This window comes from Marseilla massiliensis (assembly GCF_023336985.1).
Taxonomy (GTDB): domain Bacteria; phylum Bacteroidota; class Bacteroidia; order Bacteroidales; family Bacteroidaceae; genus Prevotella; species Prevotella intestinigallinarum.
The window spans coordinates 65,867-86,570 of record NZ_JAMBLP010000017.1 but is presented as its reverse complement, the minus strand read 5'-3'; the positions used below and the strand labels follow the sequence as shown (position 1 = coordinate 86,570).

General features: G+C 56.3%; 13 protein-coding genes and 1 pseudogene. 5 read left to right on the top strand and 9 right to left on the bottom strand.

All coding sequences use genetic code 11. From position 1 onward, the window contains the following. Window positions 1–714: 714 nt before the first annotated feature. Window positions 715–3,618, top strand: a complete 2,904-nt coding sequence (locus M3089_RS11675; protein WP_249084269.1) for a M16 family metallopeptidase — start codon at window positions 715–717, stop codon at window positions 3,616–3,618. A gap of 92 nt (window positions 3,619–3,710) precedes the next feature. On the opposite strand, the gene alaS is transcribed toward M3089_RS11675, so the two are convergent. Continuing rightward, a complete protein-coding gene (gene alaS / locus M3089_RS11670; RefSeq protein WP_249084266.1) occupies window positions 3,711–6,332 on the bottom strand; it encodes an alanine--tRNA ligase in 2,622 nt (873 codons plus the stop codon). Window positions 6,333–6,439: 107 nt separating this feature from the next. On the opposite strand from alaS, the gene M3089_RS11665 reads away from it, so the two are divergent. Further along, on the top strand, window positions 6,440–6,790 hold the full coding sequence (locus M3089_RS11665) for a MerR family transcriptional regulator (protein ID WP_205107222.1): 351 nt from the start codon (window positions 6,440–6,442) through the stop codon (window positions 6,788–6,790). Window positions 6,791–6,897: 107 nt separating this feature from the next. Continuing rightward, window positions 6,898–7,152, top strand: coding sequence for a hypothetical protein (locus M3089_RS11660; protein ID WP_249084264.1), 255 nt, complete (start codon window positions 6,898–6,900; stop codon window positions 7,150–7,152). 277 nt (window positions 7,153–7,429) lie between these two features. Here the strand turns inward: M3089_RS11660 and M3089_RS11655 are convergent, their stop codons facing one another. Further along, window positions 7,430–7,567 (bottom strand): cytidylate kinase family protein, encoded by a 138-nt coding sequence (locus M3089_RS11655; RefSeq protein WP_249084262.1) that lies wholly within the window; start codon window positions 7,565–7,567, stop codon window positions 7,430–7,432. Between the two features lie 284 nt (window positions 7,568–7,851). Here M3089_RS11655 and M3089_RS11650 point away from each other — a divergent pair, with 284 nt between their 5' ends. Then, entirely contained in the window at window positions 7,852–8,286 is a 435-nt protein-coding gene (locus tag M3089_RS11650; protein ID WP_249084261.1) for a hypothetical protein, read from the top strand. A 246-nt stretch (window positions 8,287–8,532) separates the two neighbouring features. Further along, window positions 8,533–8,898, top strand: a pseudogene (locus M3089_RS15870) (histidine kinase). Between the two features lie 863 nt (window positions 8,899–9,761). On the opposite strand, the gene M3089_RS11635 reads toward M3089_RS15870, so the two are convergent. From M3089_RS11635 to M3089_RS11605, 7 genes are all read right to left on the bottom strand, one after another. Further along, on the bottom strand, window positions 9,762–12,908 hold the full coding sequence (locus M3089_RS11635) for a type ISP restriction/modification enzyme (protein ID WP_249084258.1): 3,147 nt from the start codon (window positions 12,906–12,908) through the stop codon (window positions 9,762–9,764). 363 nt (window positions 12,909–13,271) lie between these two features. Beyond that, on the bottom strand, window positions 13,272–14,255 hold the full coding sequence (locus M3089_RS11630) for a pectinesterase family protein (protein ID WP_394802282.1): 984 nt from the start codon (window positions 14,253–14,255) through the stop codon (window positions 13,272–13,274). A gap of 82 nt (window positions 14,256–14,337) precedes the next feature. Next, window positions 14,338–16,611, bottom strand: a complete 2,274-nt coding sequence (locus M3089_RS11625; RefSeq protein WP_249084257.1) for a RelA/SpoT family protein — start codon at window positions 16,609–16,611, stop codon at window positions 14,338–14,340. Between the two features lie 82 nt (window positions 16,612–16,693). Next, on the bottom strand, window positions 16,694–18,001 hold the full coding sequence (locus M3089_RS11620; RefSeq protein ID WP_249084256.1) for a lytic transglycosylase domain-containing protein: 1,308 nt from the start codon (window positions 17,999–18,001) through the stop codon (window positions 16,694–16,696). Between the two features lie 60 nt (window positions 18,002–18,061). Next, the gene (locus tag M3089_RS11615; protein WP_249084255.1) at window positions 18,062–18,925 is read right to left on the bottom strand and encodes a DUF5683 domain-containing protein; all 864 of its coding nucleotides are present in this window, start codon (window positions 18,923–18,925) and stop codon (window positions 18,062–18,064) included. Window positions 18,926–18,927: 2 nt separating this feature from the next. Next, window positions 18,928–19,863: a ParB/RepB/Spo0J family partition protein gene (locus tag M3089_RS11610; protein ID WP_205107199.1), complete on the bottom strand. Its 936-nt coding sequence runs from the start codon at window positions 19,861–19,863 to the stop codon at window positions 18,928–18,930. 2 nt (window positions 19,864–19,865) lie between these two features. After that, the gene (locus M3089_RS11605) at window positions 19,866–20,648 is read right to left on the bottom strand and encodes a ParA family protein (RefSeq protein ID WP_205107197.1); all 783 of its coding nucleotides are present in this window, start codon (window positions 20,646–20,648) and stop codon (window positions 19,866–19,868) included. Between the last annotated feature and the right edge of the window lie 56 nt (window positions 20,649–20,704).

Sequence of the window (20,704 nt, the reverse complement as noted above, 5' to 3'; positions counted from 1 at the left end):
GCTTCCCAACCGCTTCTGTGCCCTTGCCGGCATCTTGTCCGCCGCCGTGCCTCGTCGTAGCCCGCTACGCCTTCGCCACGCTCGCCGTCCAAGTTGCGGGGCAACTGGCTCGTTTTGCCGGAGCGGTGATGCCGCTGTTTGGCGTTCATTTTTCCAGAAAATGAATGCGGCCATGGCTGTTTGGGCTAACGCGCTGGTTTGCAGTGGGTTGCGATATGGGCCTTTCGGGCTTGCAAAACGTGCCGTTTGGGGTTGCAAAACGGCCCATATTGCAGTGCGAAACGTGCCGTATTGCTGTTTGGGGTGGGGCGGTAGGCATGCGGGCGCCATGCCGTCGGTCATTGGGCAGCGGGCGCAACCCCGTTGTGCGTTGCTTTTTCGGCCCGGCCATCGAGGGCGGGCGGATGCGCCGAGGCTTGGCCTGCGCCATTTGCCGGGGGTGGCGTGCTGCGTGTCGTCTGTGTTAAAATAGCATAATATCAGGCAATTACCCTGCGAAACAGTTTGTCTTGTCGGGAAATATCAGTAGATTTGCGATGTTGCGAAATGCCTGCATACAGACCGGTGGCATTGTTCCGGCATGCGGTGCTGAGGCAACGGCCGCCATCAATCCCACTGATGGCGGCGACGGCACTCTGCCAGTGGGGCACGGCAGCCCCCGGACGGCAGCCTTTTGGCGGTGTGGACAGTATGGTGAACCTAAAGCGTGAAGGTATGAAAAAATCATTGTTGACTGCAGCAATAGCCCTGGTTGCCTGTTGTTTGCAGGCTTTTGGAACAGGCGACACAAGTGTAAGGCAGTTTAAACTGGCCAACGGCATGACCGTATGGCTGAGCGAAGACCATTCGCAACCAAAGGTGCTGGGAGCCGTGGTGGTCAAGGCCGGAGCCAACCAATGCCCCAATACGGGCATAGCCCACTATTTCGAGCACCTTATGTTTAAGGGTACCGACAAGATAGGCACCACGGATTATGAGGCCGAGAAACCGTGGCTCGACTCCATAGCGGCCAAGTACGACCTGCTGGCCAAAACCACCGACGCCGGCGTGCGGCGCGGTTTGCAGGCCGACATCAACCGGCTGAGCCACAAGGCGGCCGAATACGTGATACCAAACGAGTTCAACAACCTGATATCTTACTTCGGAGGGTCGGGGCTCAACGCCGCCACGTCTTACGATTTCACTATTTATTACAATACGTTCGCCCCCGAGTTTGTGGGCCAGTGGGCCGAACTGTGCAGCGAGCGAATGATAAATCCCGTGTTCAGGATGTTCCAGAGCGAGCTCGAGACGGTGTATGAAGAGAAGAACATGGTGGCCGACAACCTGCTTGCGCCGGCCATGGAGCACCTGTTGGGGGCTGTGCTCGAAGGCAGTCCTTACGTGCATCCTGTCATTGGCAGCACCGAGAGCCTGAAGAACCCGAGCCTTAACGAGATGCGGGAGTTTTTCGACAAGTACTACGTCGCGGGCAACATGGGCCTGATAATGTGCGGCGACATCTGCGCCGACACACTGATGCCCCTGCTCGAGCGGTCGTTCGGGCGCATAAGGCCGGGCTGCGCCCCTCCCTCAGCGCCCTTTGCGCTCAAGCCGTTTGACGGCACGCGCACCGTGGGGATAAAACTCCCGATACCCCTTGTCAAGGTCACGGCATTGGCATACCACACCCCGACCGAGGAAGATTCCGACTACGTGGCGCTGGACATGGCCTCGCAGATACTGTCCAACGGCAGCGGTTCGGGGCTGCTCGACTCGCTTGCCGACACCAAGGCCATCATGGCCGGCTATGCGGTTCCGGCGGCTTTCAAGGATGCAGGCTTCACCTTGGTAGGCGCCGTGCCCAAGATTCCGTTCGGTTCGAAGAAGAAGGCCGAGCGGCTTTGCCTCGAAATGATAGGCAAGGTGAAGCGCGGCGAGTTTCCCGACACCATGCTCGATGCCCTGAAACTGGCCGAAGAACTCGATTTCAAGCTGAGCACCGAGACCATAGACGGGCGCGCCTTGCTCATGCTCGACGCTTTCGGGTATGGCGCCGCGTCGTGGGACGATTACGTTGGGCGGCAGTCGAGGGTGGCGCAACTCACCAAGGCCGATGTGATGGCGGCCGCCAACAAATACTTCGATGGCAATTACATGCGACTGGTCAAGAAGTTTGGCACCTATCAGAAGGACAGGCTGTCGCAGCCCGGCTACAAGCCCGTGACCCCGCGCAATGTAGATGCACGCTCGGATTACGCCCGGCGGCTCGTTGGCGAGCATCCGGGGAAGGTAAGCCCGAGGTTTGTCAACTTCGACAGCTGTGCCAGCCGCATGAGCCTTGCGCCCCTGGCAACACTCTATGCGGTAAGGAACGACGTCAACGATGTGTTCAGCATCGACTTCGTGTTTGCCAAAGGCACGCTCGACGACCCCTTGGCAAGCAGCGTGGCCGACTACATGGGCGACCTCGGCACCGACTCGCTGTCGCGCCTCGGGCTGTCGGCGGCATTGGCACGGCTCGGCAGCCGCCTTTCGTTTGGCAGCGACCGCAACTCGTTCACCATTTCGCTGATGGGCCTCGACCGCAATTTCGAGCCCACCATGAGGCTTTTCGCCCATTTCGTCAGGCGCGTCAAGGCCGACAAGGACAAGATGGCCGAGCTGGTCACTGGCGCAAAGCTCAGCGCAGGCACCTTTGCCGAAGACTATTCGGACATAGTGCGCGCCGTAGTGGAAAAGATTGCCTATGGCGACAAGTCGTCTTACCTGAACGCCGTGACGGCCGGCCAGTTGAAGCGCATTGGGGCCGACGGGATGGTGAAGTGGTTTAAAGACTTGTTGCACACTGAGTGCATGGTACTCTATTGTGGTTCGATGGCTGCCGACAGCGTTGCCCTTGCCGTGCGCAACAGCATCGACGTCGACGCCATCAACGTGCCCTGCCGTTTCATCAACAGGCCCCTGAAGGCATACGACAGGCCGATGGTGTTTGTCTACAATGCCCCTGGCGCCCGGCAGGCCAATGTGGGCACCTACACTGTGTTGCCCCCGTCGCCCACCGTGCCCCGTCGTGTGACAGAGCAATTGTGGGCCGAATATTTCGGCGGAAGCATGTCGTCGGTGTTGTTCCAGGAAATGCGCGAGTTCCGTTCGCTGGCATATTCCTCTTACGGGTGGCTTACATTGCCGTTGATGGCCAAGTTTGGCGACGCCCCGACGGCTTTCCATACCATCACGGGCACGCAGGCCGACAAGGTGCTCACGGCCGTGGCCACCGTCGACAGCCTGTTTGACAACATGCCGCTGCGCCTCAGCGGCTTCGAGACGGCGCGCCGAAACTTGCTCAACTCTATAAACAATGAATATCCGTCGATGCGCGACGTCGGTGAATACATCGCCTGGCGACGGCTGTATGGATATGATTCCGATCCCGAAAGGCAGCGCGTGCCGTTGATTGAGAAGGCCGTGGCATCCGATGTCGAAGGCTTTTATTCCGATGTAGTAAGGCCGGCCGTGCGTGTTTACCTTGTTGTAGGCAACATCGGCAAGGCCGAGATGAAGGCTCTCGAGAAATACGGCGAGGTGGTGGAACTGCGCAAAGGCGACATTAGCAGCATGTTTTCACGAAAGAAATAGGCTGTGGACACGGCAAAGAAAAGGGGAGCCCCGACATGCAATGCGCATGTCGGGGCTCCCGCTATTTGTAGTTGGCAGCAGGCTGCAATGGCCTACAGTTTGGCCAGTTCCACCACCTTGTCGATGGCGGCGCTAAGCCCGTCGGGGTTCTTGCCGCCCGCCGTGGCATAGTGAGGCTGGCCTCCGCCACCGCCTTGAATCAGCTTTGCGGCCTCGCGAACCATCTGGCCGGCATTCAGCCCGTGGTCTTTCACCATGTCGTCGCTGAGCATCACGCTTATCATTGGCTTGCCGCCGCCGTCTGTGCCGATGGCGCAAAGCAGGTTTTCGGGCACAGCCTGGCGTATCTTGAACACGAGGTCTTTGGCCCGGGCAGGGTCGATGGGCATAACGGCCGTAATTACCTTGACGCCGTTTATGGTGCGCGCCTTCTCCACAAGGCTGTCCTTGGCACGCTCCACGGCCTGGGCCTCGAAGCTTTCTATCTCTTTCCTCATCGTGTCGTGCTCCTCGATGTACTTGCCAATCACGCCTTTCAGGTCTTTGGCGTTGTTGAACAGCGAGCGGATGGCCTTCAGGGTGTCCTCTATGCCGTAGAGCAACTCTTCGCACTCACGGCCGGTCTTGGCCTCGATGCGGCGCACACCGGCTGCCACAGAGCTCTCGCTGATTATCTTGAACATGCCAATGCGGCCTGTGGAATGGGCGTGGATGCCGCCGCAGAACTCGCAGCTGGGGCCGAAACGCACCACGCGCACCTTGTCGCCGTACTTCTCTCCGAACAGGGCCACGGCCCCCATCTCCTTGGCTTCGGCCAAAGGCATGTCGCGGTGCTCGTCGAGCGGCAGGTCCTGGCGTATCATCTCGTTGACGATACGCTCCGTTTGGCGGAGCTCTTCGTCCGTAACCTTCTGGAAATGCGAGAAGTCGAAGCGCAGTGTGTCGGCGCTTACATACGAGCCTTTCTGCTCGACGTGCTCGCCGAGCACCTGTTTCAGCGCGTAGTCAAGCAGGTGGGTGGCTGTGTGGTTGGCAGCGCTGGCAGCCCGCTTGTCGGTGTCTACGCATGCCATGAAGTCGGCTTCGGGGTGCTTGGGCAGCTCTTTCACTATGTGTATGCTCTGGTTGTTCTCGCGCTTGGTGTCTGTTATGTCCACCGTCTCATACTCGCTGACAAGCACACCGGTGTCGCCTACCTGTCCTCCCATTTCCCCGTAGAAGGGCGTGAAGTCAAGCACGAGCTCATAGTATGTGCTCTTTTTCTGGGTCACACGGCGGTAGCGGAGTATGTGGCACTCGTGTTCAGAGTAGTCGTAGCCCACAAACTGCTGCTCGCCTTGGCGCAGTTCGGTCCAGTCGGAGCTTTCCACCTGGGCGGCGTTGCGGGCGCGTGCCTTTTGCTTTTGCATCTCTTCGTCAAACTGGCGCTCGTCTACGGTGTAGCCGTTCTCACGGCATATCAGCTCGGTAAGGTCGAGGGGGAAGCCGTAAGTGTCGAAAAGGCGGAACGCCTGGGCCCCGTCGAGCTGCTTGAGTCCGTGGGCTTTGAGCTCGTCCATGGCTCCGTTGAGCAGGTTGATGCCCTTGTCGAGTGTGCGAAGGAACGAGTCTTCCTCTTCTTTCATTACCCTACCGATGAGCTCACGCTGTGCTTCGAGTTCGGGATAGGCCTTCCCCATCTCGAAGATGAATACCGGCAGGAGCTTGTACATGAATGCTTCTTTCTGCCCGAGGAACGTATATGCGTAGCGCACGGCGCGGCGGAGGATGCGGCGAATCACGTAGCCGGCCTTGGCATTGCCCGGCAACTGCCCGTCGGCGATGGAGAATGCCACGGCGCGAAGGTGGTCGGCGACAACCCGCATGGCCACGTCGGTCTGCTCGTCGCGTCCGTATTCCTTGCCGGAGAGCCGCGCAATCTCGCGGATTATGGGCTGGAAGATGTCCGTGTCGTAGTTGGAGTGCTTGCCTTGGAGGGCGCGCACAAGCCGCTCAAAGCCCATACCGGTGTCTATGACGTTCATTGCCAGCTTCTCAAGCGAGCCGTCTGCGCGGCGGTTATACTGCATGAAGACAAGGTTCCATATCTCGATGACCTGCGGGTCGTCCTTGTTCACCAGTTCGCGGCCGGGCACCTTGGCCTTCTCTTCGGGCGTGCGTGAGTCGAGGTGTATCTCGGAGCAGGGGCCGCAGGGGCCCGTGTCGCCCATCTCCCAGAAGTTGTCGTGCTTGTTGCCGTTGATGATGTGGTCTGCCGGCACGTGCTTCGCCCAGTATGAAGCCGCTTCGTCATCGCGCCCAAGCCCCTCGTCTTCCGAGCCTTCGAACACCGTAACGTAAAGGTCTTTGGGGTCGAGGTGGAGCACATCCACCAGGTATTCCCATGCCATGTCTATGGCTCCCTCCTTGAAATAGTCGCCGAAGCTCCAGTTGCCGAGCATCTCGAACATTGTGTGATGGTAGGTGTCGTGGCCCACCTCTTCCAGGTCGTTGTGCTTGCCGCTCACGCGCAGGCACTTCTGAGAGTCGGCCCGGCGCCGCGGTTCCGGGTCGCGTGTGCCGAGAATGATGTCTTTCCACTGGTTCATACCGGCGTTGGTGAACATCAGTGTCGGGTCGTCCTTTATCACCATCGGGGCCGACGGCACGATGGCGTGCCCTTTCGACTCAAAGAAATTCTTGAATGAGTCGCGGATTTCGTTTGCAGTCATCATATATTTCAATTGATATTATAATTTCCCTTAAAAGTGTTGCAAAGATACTTTCTTTTCCGTACATTTGCAAATGTTTTATTCCCTGATTGACAAAAACATGTGATTTTATGGCACTCAACCTCGACAAGAACCTCAAGCTCTATTACTCCATCAGCGAGGTGGCCCGGATGTTTGGGCTGAACGAGAGCACCCTGCGATATTGGGAGCAGGAGTTTCCATACCTGAAGCCCAAGACCAAGGGGCCCGGCAAGGTGCGCCAGTACTCTGAGAAAGACATCGAGCAGATACGGCTCATACACAACCTTGTCAAAGTGCGCGGCTTCAAGCTTGCCGCTGCGAAGAAGATCATCAGCAGCAATCGCACGGGGGCCGACCGCACGGCAGGGTTGCTGGAATGCCTCATGGGCATAAAGGATGAGCTTATGGCCATGAAAAAGCAGCTTGACATGCTGGAGTGATAACAGTAAAACGGCGGCGCAGAAGGGCATTTGCCCCCTGCGCCGCCTCGCGTTTCATCCTGCCTTGTCTTTGTTGCAGGAGCTTCGCGTTAACAGATTGTCAGGTTATGAAGGTTGTTGTTCCGTCTGTTGTGTTTGTGGCCCAGTCTTGCCTGGCCTTCATTTTGCGGTTGTTGTGTCTCAGGTATAAAGCGCATATCAGCAGAGAAAACAGTGTTGAGATGGGCGGTGCGTATCCCATGAGCAGTAGGGACGACGGGTTGATGTGGCTGAACGTGAGTGACAGCGGTATCGGCTCCCATGTTTACCACGGTAATGTAGGTGGTGAAGATGGCCGTGAGCGTAGCCGGCAGCATGCGTGAGCATGCGCACACAGACACGCCGGACACCAATGGCATGGCTTTGCCCTGCTTGAGGCATCACGCCATGCGCCCTGTCAGGCCTGCACCATAGTCATGTGCCGTCATCATGGCTACCGCCTATGCCGTTGCCGTGGGCGGGAGCATGGCGAATGTCACAATCTTTTACACTACGCCGAGTGCTGCCGCGGCCACAGCTACCATATTGTTTATGAAGACAGTGACAAGCTGGAACGACACGTTGACGCGCGCATCCTGCAGTGCAATGGGCGCTCCGGCTTTATGGATGTGCCCCGGCTGCGGCCATCTCCACCATCTTCCAGTCATACAGCAGTCTGCCCAGCCTCTTGGCGAGCATCATGCCTGTCGCCAGTCCGCCCGAACCGTATTCGCGGCTAATGGTTATTGTCTTGTTCATCGTCATCTTTTTTTACGGCCTTGTGGCCATGGTCTTTTTGCGGTGCAAAGTTAGTGGTTTGCTGCCGGAGGCCGAGCGCCCTTCCTGCCGAAGTGTATAAAAACGCTGCCGAAGCGTGGGTTTTGCGCCATTGAGCCCAATGTTGGTGAGGTGAGACGCTTCGGAAGCATTTTTTTACGTTTGGGGCTGCCGGGCCATTGGCGTCTCACAATTATTTGCTTACTTTGCAGTCGTAAAACCGCGTGCGCCCCGTGTTGGCGGCATTGCGGCATAAAGCAACGTATATGGGATTTTGGTTGGACACTAAGAAGAGCCGCCTTGTGCTCTCGCTCATCACTTACGCGCTCTATATGCTGCTCTACATTGTGACCGACGAGCAGGCGCGCGAGTTTTATTTCGGCGGTTATCCGCTGTGGGGCTACGTGGTCGACGCGGCCACCACGTTCGTATGCATATTCCTTTTCGTGCAGCTTTCCATATTCTACAGCAAGGGAATATACCGCCGATTCATGTCGTTTGCCCACCCGTACCGCAGCCTGCTGGTATATTCGCTGGCGTTGTTCATCATGAACACGCTGACGGCCTACCTCCTGTCGCTGCTCACGGGCTACATGTTCAACCTCGACGGGCTGCCTTTCCTGCAGGTGCAGCACCTCTACGTCTACAGCATACTGGCCACGTTCATATCAAACGTGTATGTCAACGCCCATTACCTATAAGTAGCTGTTCATAATTAACCGATACAATAGACCTTGCAGGTGTCCCCTATATCTTTGCCACCATCTTGTGTGCTCTTTCGGGCCGCATGCCAAAGTCTCATCGGTCGCGTAGCCCGCTACGCTCCCTCTTCGGACTTTGGCATGCATCTCCGAAATAGCGCACAACTTGATGGCAATTAATTTTGAACACCTACTTATTCATACATTGAGGCTGAGGCGGCCAAGCGCAGGCTTGAGACAGAGGCCATGCAGGCCAAGCTCAATGCGCTCAAGCAGCAGGTAGACCCGCATTTCATGTTCAACAACTTCAGCATACTGACGGAGCTGATAATGGAAGACAGCCGACTGGCGGTGAAATTCCTTGGAAAGCTCTCGAAGGTTTAACGCTACATAATACAGAACTACGACCGCAACACGGTGCCCCTGGCCGACGAGCTGGCTTTTCTCGACTCGTATCTCTACCTTATGTACATGCGCTATGGCGACAGCATAGTGGTGAGCATAGGGCCGGAGGTGAACGACGCCGACGGCAGCATACCGCCGGCAAGCTTGCAGATTGTGGTGGTGAGCCGCGAAACGTCACCGGCTTTCAAGGCCTGGATGGACAGGTAGGCGTTGGGAAGGCAATAAGGTGGAAATATAAAATGGTAAAGGCGTTGAATGGCAATGGGGTAAAGAGGGAGGTGTTGAGAGGGTTTTGGGGTCTGGAATAATGTGTTAATGATTGCAAAAAGAGTTAAATGCCGGCCGAAAAGCCCTTTTATATTCGTGTCTTTGCGCTATTATTGGCTGCCTGGAGCCAAATATCGCAAAAATGGATGTGCAATCGTAACCGGCAGTAAGATAGCGACATAGGCCTGGTGCGGATGGCGGTGTGCAATAATCTGCACCATGATATTGGGCGTTTGGCCCACAGCCTGTTGGCAATATGGCCCGTTTTGCACTGCAAAACGGCCTTTTTTAGGTTGCCGTACGTGCCGTTTGGCAGTGTGAAACGGCACGTATTGGAGGGCGCAGTAGAGCTTGCTGACCGTGGTTCGGTGTTGATTTGACAAAGATGTCGGGGTGAGTGCCAGGAAACAAAGCCGGTGTTTACTGTCGGTATGCCGCAGCCGGGCCCGTTGCGCTGTTTCTTTGTGCTGGCATCTGGGGAAGAGGTGTTCATGGTTTCAGACTTGTCCGTCTTTTGCCGTTTGCGGAACAAAAGCTTGCAACGGAGTTTGCGATACAGGCTTCACCACAAGCCGGTTGGCCAAAAAACACCTCGGCCGGCAATGCCCCTTGCCATCGCCCTGTCGGCGGGGGCAGTGCCGCAGGGCTGTTTCGGCGGTCATCACGGTTGCGGGCAAATGTATGTGCAGGGCGTTGGGCGTTGGGCTGTTTGGTTCGATTGCTTAGGCCGCGCATTCGCTTTTTGAGGGAAAATGACGGGAAACTACGCGCTTGGTTGGCACGGTGCCTACATCCATGCGTCGTTATTTACCCGGTTGCCACAACCCGTCTATCTCGTTCATCAACCGGGCGGTGTTGTCGAGGGCATGGATTATTTCCTGGTAGTGGCGTATGTCTTTGAAACCGAGTGTGCGCCCGCGCCTGTCTTTGAGCCATTTCTGTGCTGGCTGGTAGCCTCCTATGCAGAACAGCCAAGCCGTGTTGCTCACTCCGCCGATGTATTGCTCCTTGTTTATGTAAACGCGGTCGGCCTCTCGGCGCAGCTGTTCCACGACGTTGGTTCCCGCCACGGGGTATGTGGCCGTTACGGGCCAGCCCTCCGAACTCTCCATGAGGTGGAGCCTGCGCAGCTCGCCTCCCTTTTCGGCCAGTGCGTGGTATAGCTTTGCATCTTTGGGATAAGGGATTTTGGGGAAGTCAATCTTAAGAAACTCCTTGTAGCGCTTGCGGTATTGCGGGCTGTGCAGCACGGCGTAGATGTAGTCGAACAGCTCCATGGGGGCAATGTTGCTGTCTTTTTCTTCTATTGATTGTTTTATTTTTGACAGGATGCCACTGTTGAAGTTGGCTTGCCGCGCATCGCTTTCCGGTTTGAATAATCCTGTTTCATTGTGGGAATAAAGCGGCATGACATAGCTACCATCGTATGGTGTGACAATCTTGTGTTGACCCAAAGGTGTTGAGCAGACCATTGCGGCAAATTTCTCTTTTGTTTGCCTGGTCGTTATCAGTGCTATGTTTGGTTTCAAAAGGCTGTCGTTTATTTGCGGACGCGGGTAGTCAAAGGCGTAGCTTCCATAGAGCATATACCTGAAATCGAATGGGCGGTAAAGACATTTTATGGCAATTTCGTTGCCGGTCATTTGCTTTCTGGCGTCTGTCACATTCCAGTCTCTGTTGTTTTTTAAGTTATATTTGCGTATTATTTCATCATCTGTGATGTCTTTGTTGGCAAAATCTTCGATCCTTTTGCGTGCGGTGTCACGGTCGAATGCAATGGCAAAGTCGTCTCTGTGAGAGTTTGGGCCGAGCAGGCAGGTGCTGAACAGTTCGTTGACTCCGAATCCATTGTTGTATTCTTCTTCGGCTTCGGTGTCTTTAGGCAAGAAGAAATACATAGGTTCCTGCGGCCTTACCTCGGTGAAATGTATGCCTAAGAGCGTGTTGGAGGCGAGGAAATCAAACTTGTCTTGCCGCTTTCCGAAGAGGTCGAAGTGGTAGACACGTCCCAGTTCTCTGGTTTTCTTGTGGTTGTTCTTTACGAAAATGTTTATGCTTACGCCCTGCTGTATGTCAAAAACGTTCTCGTCCTTGCCGCCATCGGGCGCTGTTTCTTTTTTCTTGCTGTTGCCGTGCAGGTCGATGGTGTATATCTTGTCGAAGGCGCGGAGCAGTTGCCAGCGCATGCCACGGAACGTGGGATTGTCGAGAAAGCCATGCGGGTTGATGAACGCCAGCACGCCTTCGCAGTTTTTCTCGATGAAGTGCTGTGCCATGCGTATGAACTTCACGTAGTCGTCATTGAGCCATTTGGGGTTGCGCTCGTTCAGTTTGGCTTTCCCTCCCGGCTCCTTCTTGTACGTCTCCATCAGGTTCATTATCCACTCTCCCTTGTTTTGGCTTTCACCGTTGTAAGGCGGGTTGCCTATCATCACCATCACCGGCGTGTCGCGCTTTATGCGGTTGGCGGCGTTGGCCTCGTCGCTGAGCCACTTGGCGAATAGCGTTCCAGTGTATGGGTGGCATTCTTCGAGCGAGTTTGTGAGGAATATGCGCAGGCGTGCGTCGCTGTTGTGGCTGTAGCCGGTGGCGCGCAGAATCATGTCTAGCTTCAGGTGGGCTATGGTGTAGGGCGCCATGAGCAGCTCGAAGCCGTTGAGCCGTGGCAGCAGGTGATGCGCCACGTAGTCTTGCCAGAGGCCCTGCTGGCTATGGAAGCGGTCGTGTATGGCGTTGACCACTTCGGCAAGGAACGTGCCGGTGCCAGTGGCGGGGTCGAGTATCTGCACCTTGTGGAATGTGACGGCGTAGGTGGTGCGGCTTCCGTGGCGGCCCTTGGTATGCTGTGGGTTCACCACTTCGCGCTCCACCGTGCTGTAGTCGGCCAGGCCCAGGGGCAGGCCGAAGTCGGAGCGGAGCACGCTGTCGACGGCATCGACCATGAAGCGCACCACGGGCAGCGGCGTATACCAAACGCCATTCTCCTTGCGCACCGCCGGGCGGTAGGCCATCAGGAAGTCTTCGTAGAAGTGAATCATGGGGTCGCGCGGCTTCCCGTTGCCGCCGTAGCCCTGCATTATGCGGTCAAGGTCGGCAGCATTGAACATGGCGGCCACGTCGTCGACAATCCACGTCAGGCGCTCGTCAAGGTCGTAGCCGGCTATGTTCTGGAACACTTTGCGCAAGAAAGGGTTTGTCTTTGGTATGAGCGAGGCGGCCTCGAAGCGCGAGAATGTATCGGGGGTGGGGTCGTTCAGGCGGGCAGCGAACATGCCGTAGACGATGGTCTGCGAATAAATGTCGGCAAACTCGTCGTAGGTGAGCGTGCTTATTAGCACGTCTTTGAAGGCCTTGTATTCTATGCCGAGCTGGCTGCAGGCTGTGTCGGGCTTATCGTCGGGCCGTTCGTCTTCGAGCGATTGCGTCAGGATGTTGCCCATGAGCACAGCCTTGGCAGCCATTGCCGAGGCCAGCTGGCGTGCAGCCACAATGCGCTGCGGCCCGGCTGTGGCCAGTCTGCGCATAGCCGTCGCCCATCGGTCGATGTTGTCTTTTATGGCCACTACCTTGTCGCCGCGCAGTTCGGCAATGCGTATGCTCTCGGATAGCTCCCCGTTGTGGTAGAAGTGGAAGTCGAGATAGTCGGTAAAGACAATGTGGTCGAGCGATTTGCGATAGCGGGCAAACTGTTCGCGGTGCTGGCGCCGGCCATCGAGGTCGGTGTCGCCGAGGTCTTTCGTCTCTACAAAAGCCGTGGGTTGCCTGTCTCTGCGGCGCATTATGATGAAGTCCGGGGCTCCGCATGCTATGCGGCTTGGCTCGTTGGTCACGTCGAAATCGGGCAGGAGGGTGTCGAGCAGCTGTTTCAGGGCTGGGCGGTAGCTGTGCTCGCGTGCCATGCCTGTGGCCAGCTGTCGGTTCAGTTCGGCTATGTATTCCTTTATGGTCATGCTTGCAAATATATAGAAAAAACAGCTGATGGCAAAATAATCCATGGCCTTTTTGTGGCTTTGTGGCCTGTGTCGGTTTTCGGTGGAAGTGGAATCATTGCGTGATTTTGTTGGTACGAGTATTAAATATGCAATGGTGTGCAGTTGCCATGCAATGGCTTCATGGCGCAAAATAATGCAAACCGCCCCGCCTAATCCTTAACGAGAGGATGGGGCGGGGCGGCTGATAGTGTATGCTGAAAGGCTTTTGGGCTTGAGGATAGCGTAGGCAAAGGCGGCGAAAGCCACCGTGGGCTGCACGGCTACGGGCATCGGTAGGGCCATTCGGCCATTATGCCGGCCTTTGTCGACCGTTTCCCTTGTTTACTTCTTTGCTGCTTCGGGGTTCCAAGTGTCGTCGATGTTGAAGACGGCCTGCATGGTAATGCCCTCGGCTTCCTTCTTGCTCAGGCGGCGGCTCCAGGCAGCCCGGCTGTCGGTGTTGGCCCCGGGGCCCGAGTTGTTGTACTCAAGGTAGCGGGCGGTTTGCTCGCGCTGCTTCTCCCAGTGGTGCCAGCCTTCGGGGCGAATGTGTGCGCCCATCTCGCAGTTCATGAACAGCGTGTAGCCATAGTCGCGCCAGGGGCGGCCAAGGTATACCTTGTTGACACCCTCGTCGGCGGTCAGCCGGCAGTGGTTGAACACGTAGCCGTACTTCACATCCTTTGGTGTCGAGGCGGCAGTGATGTATGAATTGCGCCGGCTGTGTATGTCGCAGTTTTCAAACCATGCCGTCGACGGGCCGAAGATGAAGTCGGTGGTGCCCTCAATCAGGCAGTCTTTGAAGAACAGCCGCGTGCCGCCGTTGCCCGTGTAGATGGTGTCTTGGTTGCCCAGCAGGCGGCAGTTGACAAACGTCAGCCTGTCGCCCTCGGTGTGCAAGGCCACGGCCTGCCCTATCTGCGCGGCGTTGTTTTCTATGGTTATGTTCTTGAATGTTATGCCGCTGCCCTGCACCCTTACGGTAAACGTGCGGAAGGTGCCCATCGGCCTGCCCGTTTCGGGCATGCGTATGTTGGCGTGGTCGTCGTAGGTGATGATGGTCTCGTCGCGGTCTTCGCCCACTATCTCGATGTTGGTGAGCCACTGGGGCACGGTGAGCTTCTCTTTGTAAAGGCCGCGCTTTACGTAGATTACCTTGGTGTAGTCCATGAACGCTCGGCACACCTCGACGGCCTCGCCTATGGTGCGGAACTCGCCGGTGCCGTCGCGGGCCACTACTATGGTGTCGGTGTTGTCATACTTGTTGGCGGCCGCTGCCCCGGCCATGACGGCCAGCGCGGCAATGAGCATAGTTAGTCTTCTTATCATGATTGTTTTTTTATGGTTGTCGGTTGTCGGCAGGCCGGCATGCCTGCGGCGCGGGTGCCCGTCCGGGCGGCAGGGGGCATCACATTATCTGGCTCACCTCCTGCACGCCGGGCACCTTTTTGAGGCTTCCGATGATGGAGCGCACGTCGTCGCGGTCGTGGACATACAGTTCTATTGTTCCCTCGAATATCCCCTCGTTGCAGCTGAAGGCCACCTTGTGGATGTTGATGCTCATCTGCTCGGATATTACCCGCGTCACCTCGTTGAGCATCCCTATGCGGTCGATGCCCTCAAGCCGTATGGTGGCGTCGAAGTATAGCTTCTTGTGCATGTCCCATTTGGCGTCGAGGATGCGGTTGCCGTAGCTGGCCTTGAGCTTTGCGGCCACGGGGCAGGCCCGCTTGTGAATCTCTATCTGCTTCTTGTTGTCGATGAACCCGAGTATGTCGTCGCCCGGTATGGGGTGGCAGCAGAACGTGAACTTGTACTGGCTTATGTTCTCGTCGGTTATGATGATGGGCTTCTTGCGGTTGAACGATTCAGACACGACAAAGAGCTCGGGCTGCTTGCCCTCTTCTTTCTTGGCCTTGCCCCCGCCTATGAATGGCACAAACTTGCGCCATCCGCCCGTTGACTTCTCGCGTTTCTTGCCTTTCAGCTCGTCGATGTCTTTCTCGCCGAGTATTATCATCTTCTCGCCGATGGCCTGCAGCAGGTCTTCACGCTTGTCCATGTTGTGCAGCGCGGCAAGCTTGTCGACGGCGGCGTTGGTGTGCTCCATGCCGTTTTTCTTGAGGAACTCGCCGAGGGTGTCTTCGCCGAGTTTCTGTATCTCGCGGCTCTCGCGGCGCAGTATGGCCTGTATCTTGGCCTTGGCCTTGGCCGTCGACACAAAGTTTATCCACGACGGTTGCACGTGTTGCGACTTCGAGGTGAGTATTTCAACCTGGTCGCCGCTCTCGAGCTTGTGGCTGAGCGGCACGAGTTTGTGGTTTACCTTGGCCCCGATGCAGTGGCTGCCGAGGAAGGTGTGGATTGAAAACGCGAAGTCGAGCGCGGTACATCCGGCCGGCATCGTCTTTATCTCGCCTTTGGGCGTGAAGACGAATATCTCCGACGCAAAGAGGTTGAGCTTTATTGCGTCGAGGAAATCCATGGCGTCGGGCTGCGGGTCGTCGAGTATCTCTTTGATGGTGTGCAGCCAGTCGTTGAGCTCGCCGTCGTCTTCGTTGATCTCTCCGTTCTCGCCTTCCTTGTATTTCCAGTGGGCGGCGAATCCCTGCTCGGCAATCTCGTCCATCCTGTCCGACCGTATCTGCACCTCAATCCAGCGTCCCTGGTGCGACATCAGCGTGACGTGGAGCGCCTGGTAGCCGTTGGCCTTTGGGTGGTTGAGCCAGTCGCGCAGCCTGTCGGGGTGCGACTTGTATATCCTGCTGATGGCAACATAGATGTTGAAGCATTCGTTTATCTCGTTCTCGCGCTCTTTCGGCGTGAATATTATGCGCACGGCGAGTATGTCGTAAATCTCGTCGAACGTCACATGCTTGTTCTGCATCTTGCACCATATTGAGTATGGGCTCTTCACGCGCTCCTTGATTGCATATCTTATGCCCATCTTGTCGAGCGCTTCGCGTATGGGGGCGGTGAACTCGTCGAACAGCGTGTGGCGCGATGCCTGGGTCGATGCGAGCTTCTGTTCTATCGATGCGTATTCGTCGGGGTGCTCATAGCGGAAGCTCAGGTCTTCGAGCTCGGTCTTTATCTTGTTGAGCCCGAGCCTGTTGGCAAGCGGCGCATAGATGTATAGAGTCTCCCCGGCAATCTTGTATTGCTTGTTGGCCGGCTGGCTGGCCAGTGTGCGCATGTTGTGCAGGCGGTCGCAAATCTTTATCAGTATCACGCGTATGTCGTCGCTCATCGTGAGCAGCAGCTTCTTGAAGTTCTCGGCCTGGGCCGATGCCCTGTCGCCGAATATGCCCCCGCTTATCTTTGTCAGCCCGTCGACGATGTTGGCAATCTTCGGGCCGAATATGTTTTCAATGTCCTCGGTGGTGTAGTCGGTGTCTTCGACAACGTCGTGGAGCAGCGCCGCGCAGATGCTCGTCGAGCCCAGTCCCACCTCTTCGCACGCTATCTGGGCCACGGCAATGGGATGCATGATGTATGGTTCGCCCGACAGCCGGCGCACGCCTTTGTGTGCCTGTCGCGCAAAGTTGAATGCTTTGGTGATGATGTCCACCTTCTTGCGGTGGCGCGACTGTATGTACGTATCCAGCAAATGTTGGAACGCATCGTTTATCATCTTGTCGTCGGCGGCTTCCCTGGTCTTTAGTTCTTGGTCGTTTGTCATGTCCTTAGCGTGTTAATGGTTGTGGATTAAAGGCGGCATCTCCTGCCAGCAACGTCTGTTGCTGGGCAGGAGATGCCTTCGGTTATCTTACCCTGAGCTTCTTGCCGGCGCGTATCGACGTGCCTTTCAGGCCGTTGAGCCTTTTGAGCCGGCTGACGGTGGTGCCGTGTTTCTCTGCCAGCTCCGACAGCGTCTGTCCGCTCCTTATCGTGACGTAGCGCGCTCTCGTGCGGCTTCTGCGGCGTGTGGCCGACCGTTTGCTCGATGTGGTTGAGGCTGCCTGCTTGTTGACCTCGACCTCGGTGCGCTTGGCCATGAGCTCTTCGCTATTGTAGTTGTATATCGAGTCTTCGTTGTCGATGAACTTGCCTACCTCTGTTTGCGGTAGCCTAAGGCACGAAAGCTCTGTCGCCCCGGGTATGACATCGCGCCGGTAAGCCGGGTTGAGGGCCCTTAGCTCGTCGATGCTCACACCGCACACGGCCGCAATCTGTTCGAGATGGACATTCTTGCTGAGCATCAGTGTGTCGGTCTTTGCCGGCAGCCTGGTCTTCATCGGGCAGATGTTGTGGTCGCAGTAGTATGTCATGATGTAGTTGGCGGCTATGAACGCAGGCACATAACCGCGCGTCTCCTTGGGCAGGTATGGGTAGATCTTCCAGTAGTCGCGCTCGCCGTTGGAGCGGCGGATGGCCTTGTTGACCTGCTCCGGCCCGCAGTTGTAGGCTGCAATGACCAGTGTCCAGTCGCCGAACACCTTGTACAGGTCGCTCAGGTATTGCGCGGCGGCGTACGACGACTTTATGGGGTCGCGGCGTTCGTCAACGAGAGAGTTGACGTTAAGGCCGTATCTCTTTCCCGTCGGGAGCATGAACTGCCACAGGCCGGTGGCTCCCGCGCGCGATACGGCCGTGGGATTGAGTGCCGACTCTATCACGGGCATGTAGCGGAGTTCAAGCGGAAGCTCGTAGGCTTCGAGCGCCTCTTCGAATATCGGCATGTAGAAGTTTGAGGCACCGAGCATGTAGCTCACCGAGTGGCGGAGCCTCCCGCTGTATCGGTCGATGAATTTCTGTACCACATCGTTGTAAGGCATCTCGATGATTGAGGGTATTCGGCTCAGCCGGTCGATGTACACCTCTTTCTCGAACACGGGGTTTATGTCCTTCATCTGGCAGTCCTCGTCTTCGTCGAGGTATGTCTTTGCCATGTAAAGGTTCATCAGACTGTCCAGCTCGTAGCCCATAGCTTCAGGGAACTCTATCACTTCTTGGTTGCCCTTGCTGTCGGTTACGCTTATTTCATTGTCGTCGTTGCTGCCTTGTGCCTGTGCCATGCTGTTGCCGGCAAACAGCAATGCGACTGTGAAAAGTAGGGTTTTCTTGTTCATTTATATTAATAATGTATAGCATTATGCCGTGTGGCAGCTTTCGCGGCGCTGCTTCCGGCCTTAGAATCTCAGTTTGCACTGCACGCCGAACGAAGACGCTTCGAGCACCTTGTTTGACGCGCTGTTGTTTATCACCGCCGGCTCTACCTTCAGGCTCAGGTCTTTCGATATGTCAAACTCAGACAGTTCGGCGTCGACGTAGGCGTCTATCACAGACAGGGCATACACTCCGAGCATGCAGAAGAAGCTCAAGTCGCGCCACCGGCGGTATTTGTCCTTGCGGTTTTTGAATATCTGCTTGTATCTCTCCTCGTTGGAGCTGTCTATGTGTTGGCCCAGATGCAGAAACTGGTTGTAGCTCTGCGTGGTCGGGTCGCTGTCCATGATGTCGAGGTAAGCCTGCGAGTAGTCTTTGTACATCATGTTGTTCCAGTTCATGGCATAGAGGCATCCCATGAATCCCCCGTATATTATTGGCAGCTTCCAGTACTTTCGGTTGTATATCTGGCCGCCTCCGGGGATTACCAGGGCAAGCCACAGTGCCCGTTGGGGATTGGGCCGCCATGTGGCCCAGTCGCGCTTTGCAGGGGCGTTGACCAGCGCTTCTGCCGGCAACTCGCCCCCGATTGCCATTCTCGTGTCGTTGGCAAGGGTTGTGTCTCCCGCCGCCAGTGCCTTCTCGATGCTTTGGGCTATGGAGTCTGTCGTGGCCTTGGCTTGGCTTATCCGTATGGATATAGAGTCGCTGTATGCGGCAACGGAGTCGGTGGCGCCGCGGGCTTTGGCCACGGAGTCTGCCGTAGCTGTTGCCTCGGCAGTTGTCACCGGTGCCACTGCTTGTGCAACCACAGGCTGCGCTTGTGCTGCCATTATCATGCAAATGGCTGCGATGCGCATAGCGGATATCATGATTGTCCGTCTCAACTTCAGGCCTGGTTATCTGTTTTCAGATTGTCGAGAGCGTTCATAATGCGCTCAAGGTCTTCTTCGTTGGCAAACTGTATGCTTATCTTGCCCTTGCCCTTGGGTGAGCATGTCATCTGTACCTTGGTGTGGAAGAAGTCGGACAGCCGGCTTTTGAGCACCTCGAACTCCTCCGGCAGGGTGTTTCTTGCAGAGATTTTTTTCTTTGCCAGTTGCACGTCGTCGCCGTTCTTGAGCATTTGCACCATTTCTTCGACCTTGCGCACAGAGTATCCGTTCTTTTGGATTTCCTTGAAAAGCTTTATCTGTATGCTCGGGCTGTCGAGCGCTAGCAGCGCTCTTGCGTGGCCCATGTCAATCTCCTTGTTCTTCAGGGCCATCTGCACTTGGGCCGGAAGCTTGAGCAGGCGCATGTAGTTGGTTACCGCAGCACGGCTTTTGCCCACTCGTTCGGATATGCGCTCTTGCGTCATTCCGGTGGTCTCGGCCAAGTGTTCGTATGCCAAAGCAATCTCTATGGCGTTGAGGTCCTCACGCTGTATGTTCTCGATGAGGGCCATTTCCATCACGTTCTCGTCCTCTACGGTGCGTATGTAGGCCGGGATGGTGCGCATGCCGGCCAGCTGCGACGCTCTCCACCGCCTTTCGCCGGCAATGATCTGGTAGCGGTCGTCGGCCACCTTGCGCAGCGTTATAGGCTGGATTATTCCGATTTCGCGTATGCTGGCAGCCAGTTCCTGCAGCGCCTCTTCGTCGAATTCGCGCCGTGGCTGGTTGGGATTGGGCTCAATGTGGCTCAGTTCAATCTCACTCAGGTTTGATGAGCCTTGCGTGCTCACGCTGCCCGTGTCGATCAGAGCATCGAGCCCGCGACCGTTGCCAATGTCGTCGAGCCCGCGCCCGAGGACGTTCCTGTCGTATTTCTTGTGTACTGCCATCGTTATTGATGCTCTTCGTCTTTGCTGTTCTTGTTGATTATTTCCTTTGCCAGTGCCAGGTGGTTCTTGCTGCCGGTAGAGTCTGCGTCGTAGAGTATCACCGGCAGGCCGTGGCTCGGGCTCTCGCTCAGTTTCACGTTGCGCTGTATCACGGTCTTGAACACCAGTTCCTGGAAGTGGCGTTTCACCTCGTCGTATATCTGGTTGGCCAGCCTGAGCCTCGAGTCGTACATTGTCAGCAGGAAGCCTTCAATCTCGAGCCTTGTGTTCAGCTTGTTCTTTATGATCTTGATGGTGTTGAGCAGCTTGCTGATTCCTTCGAGGGCGAAGTACTCACACTGCACCGGTATGATGACAGAGTCGGCTGCCGTGAGCGAGTTGACGGTTATGAGGCCCAGCGAGGGGCTGCAGTCGATGAGTATGTAGTCGTAGTCGCTGCGTATGGGGTCGAGCAGATTCTTGAGCACTTTCTCGCGGTTGGCGAGGTTGAGCATTTCAATTTCTGCGCCCACAAGGTCGATATGGCTGGGTATTATGTCCAGCCCGTCGATGTCGGTCGTGTATATCGCGTCGCGTACGTCGGCATGGTCTATTATGCATTCATATAGCGAGCAATCCACTTGCTTAATGTCTACGCCCAAGCCGCTGGAAGCGTTGGCCTGCGGGTCGGCGTCGACAACTAAGACGTTCTTTTCGAGTGTGGCGAGCGAAGCCGCCAGATTGATGGTAGTGGTGGTCTTGCCCACACCGCCTTTTTGGTTTGCTAATGCGATTATCTTTCCCATTTTCGAAATTCTGTCAAACCGTAGTATGCTTGCGTATTTGGTTTGCAAAGTTACAT

What these genes read in the sequence shown, in the direction of transcription:
- M3089_RS11660 (WP_249084264.1), top strand. Translation starts at nt 6,898, where the DNA reads ATGAAGGTTGTTGTTCCGTCTGTTGTGTTTGTGGCCCAGTCTTGCCTG.
- M3089_RS11665 (WP_205107222.1), top strand. Translation starts at nt 6,440, where the DNA reads ATGGCACTCAACCTCGACAAGAACCTCAAGCTCTATTACTCCATCAGC.
- M3089_RS11625 (WP_249084257.1), bottom strand. Translation starts at nt 16,611, where the DNA reads ATGACAAACGACCAAGAACTAAAGACCAGGGAAGCCGCCGACGACAAG.
- M3089_RS11635 (WP_249084258.1), bottom strand. Translation starts at nt 12,908, where the DNA reads ATGACCATAAAGGAATACATAGCCGAACTGAACCGACAGCTGGCCACA.
- M3089_RS11605 (WP_205107197.1), bottom strand. Translation starts at nt 20,648, where the DNA reads ATGGGAAAGATAATCGCATTAGCAAACCAAAAAGGCGGTGTGGGCAAG.
- alaS (WP_249084266.1), bottom strand. Translation starts at nt 6,332, where the DNA reads ATGATGACTGCAAACGAAATCCGCGACTCATTCAAGAATTTCTTTGAG.
- M3089_RS11610 (WP_205107199.1), bottom strand. Translation starts at nt 19,863, where the DNA reads ATGGCAGTACACAAGAAATACGACAGGAACGTCCTCGGGCGCGGGCTC.
- M3089_RS11675 (WP_249084269.1), top strand. Translation starts at nt 715, where the DNA reads ATGAAAAAATCATTGTTGACTGCAGCAATAGCCCTGGTTGCCTGTTGT.
- M3089_RS11650 (WP_249084261.1), top strand. Translation starts at nt 7,852, where the DNA reads ATGGGATTTTGGTTGGACACTAAGAAGAGCCGCCTTGTGCTCTCGCTC.
- M3089_RS11620 (WP_249084256.1), bottom strand. Translation starts at nt 18,001, where the DNA reads ATGAACAAGAAAACCCTACTTTTCACAGTCGCATTGCTGTTTGCCGGC.
- M3089_RS11655 (WP_249084262.1), bottom strand. Translation starts at nt 7,567, where the DNA reads ATGAACAAGACAATAACCATTAGCCGCGAATACGGTTCGGGCGGACTG.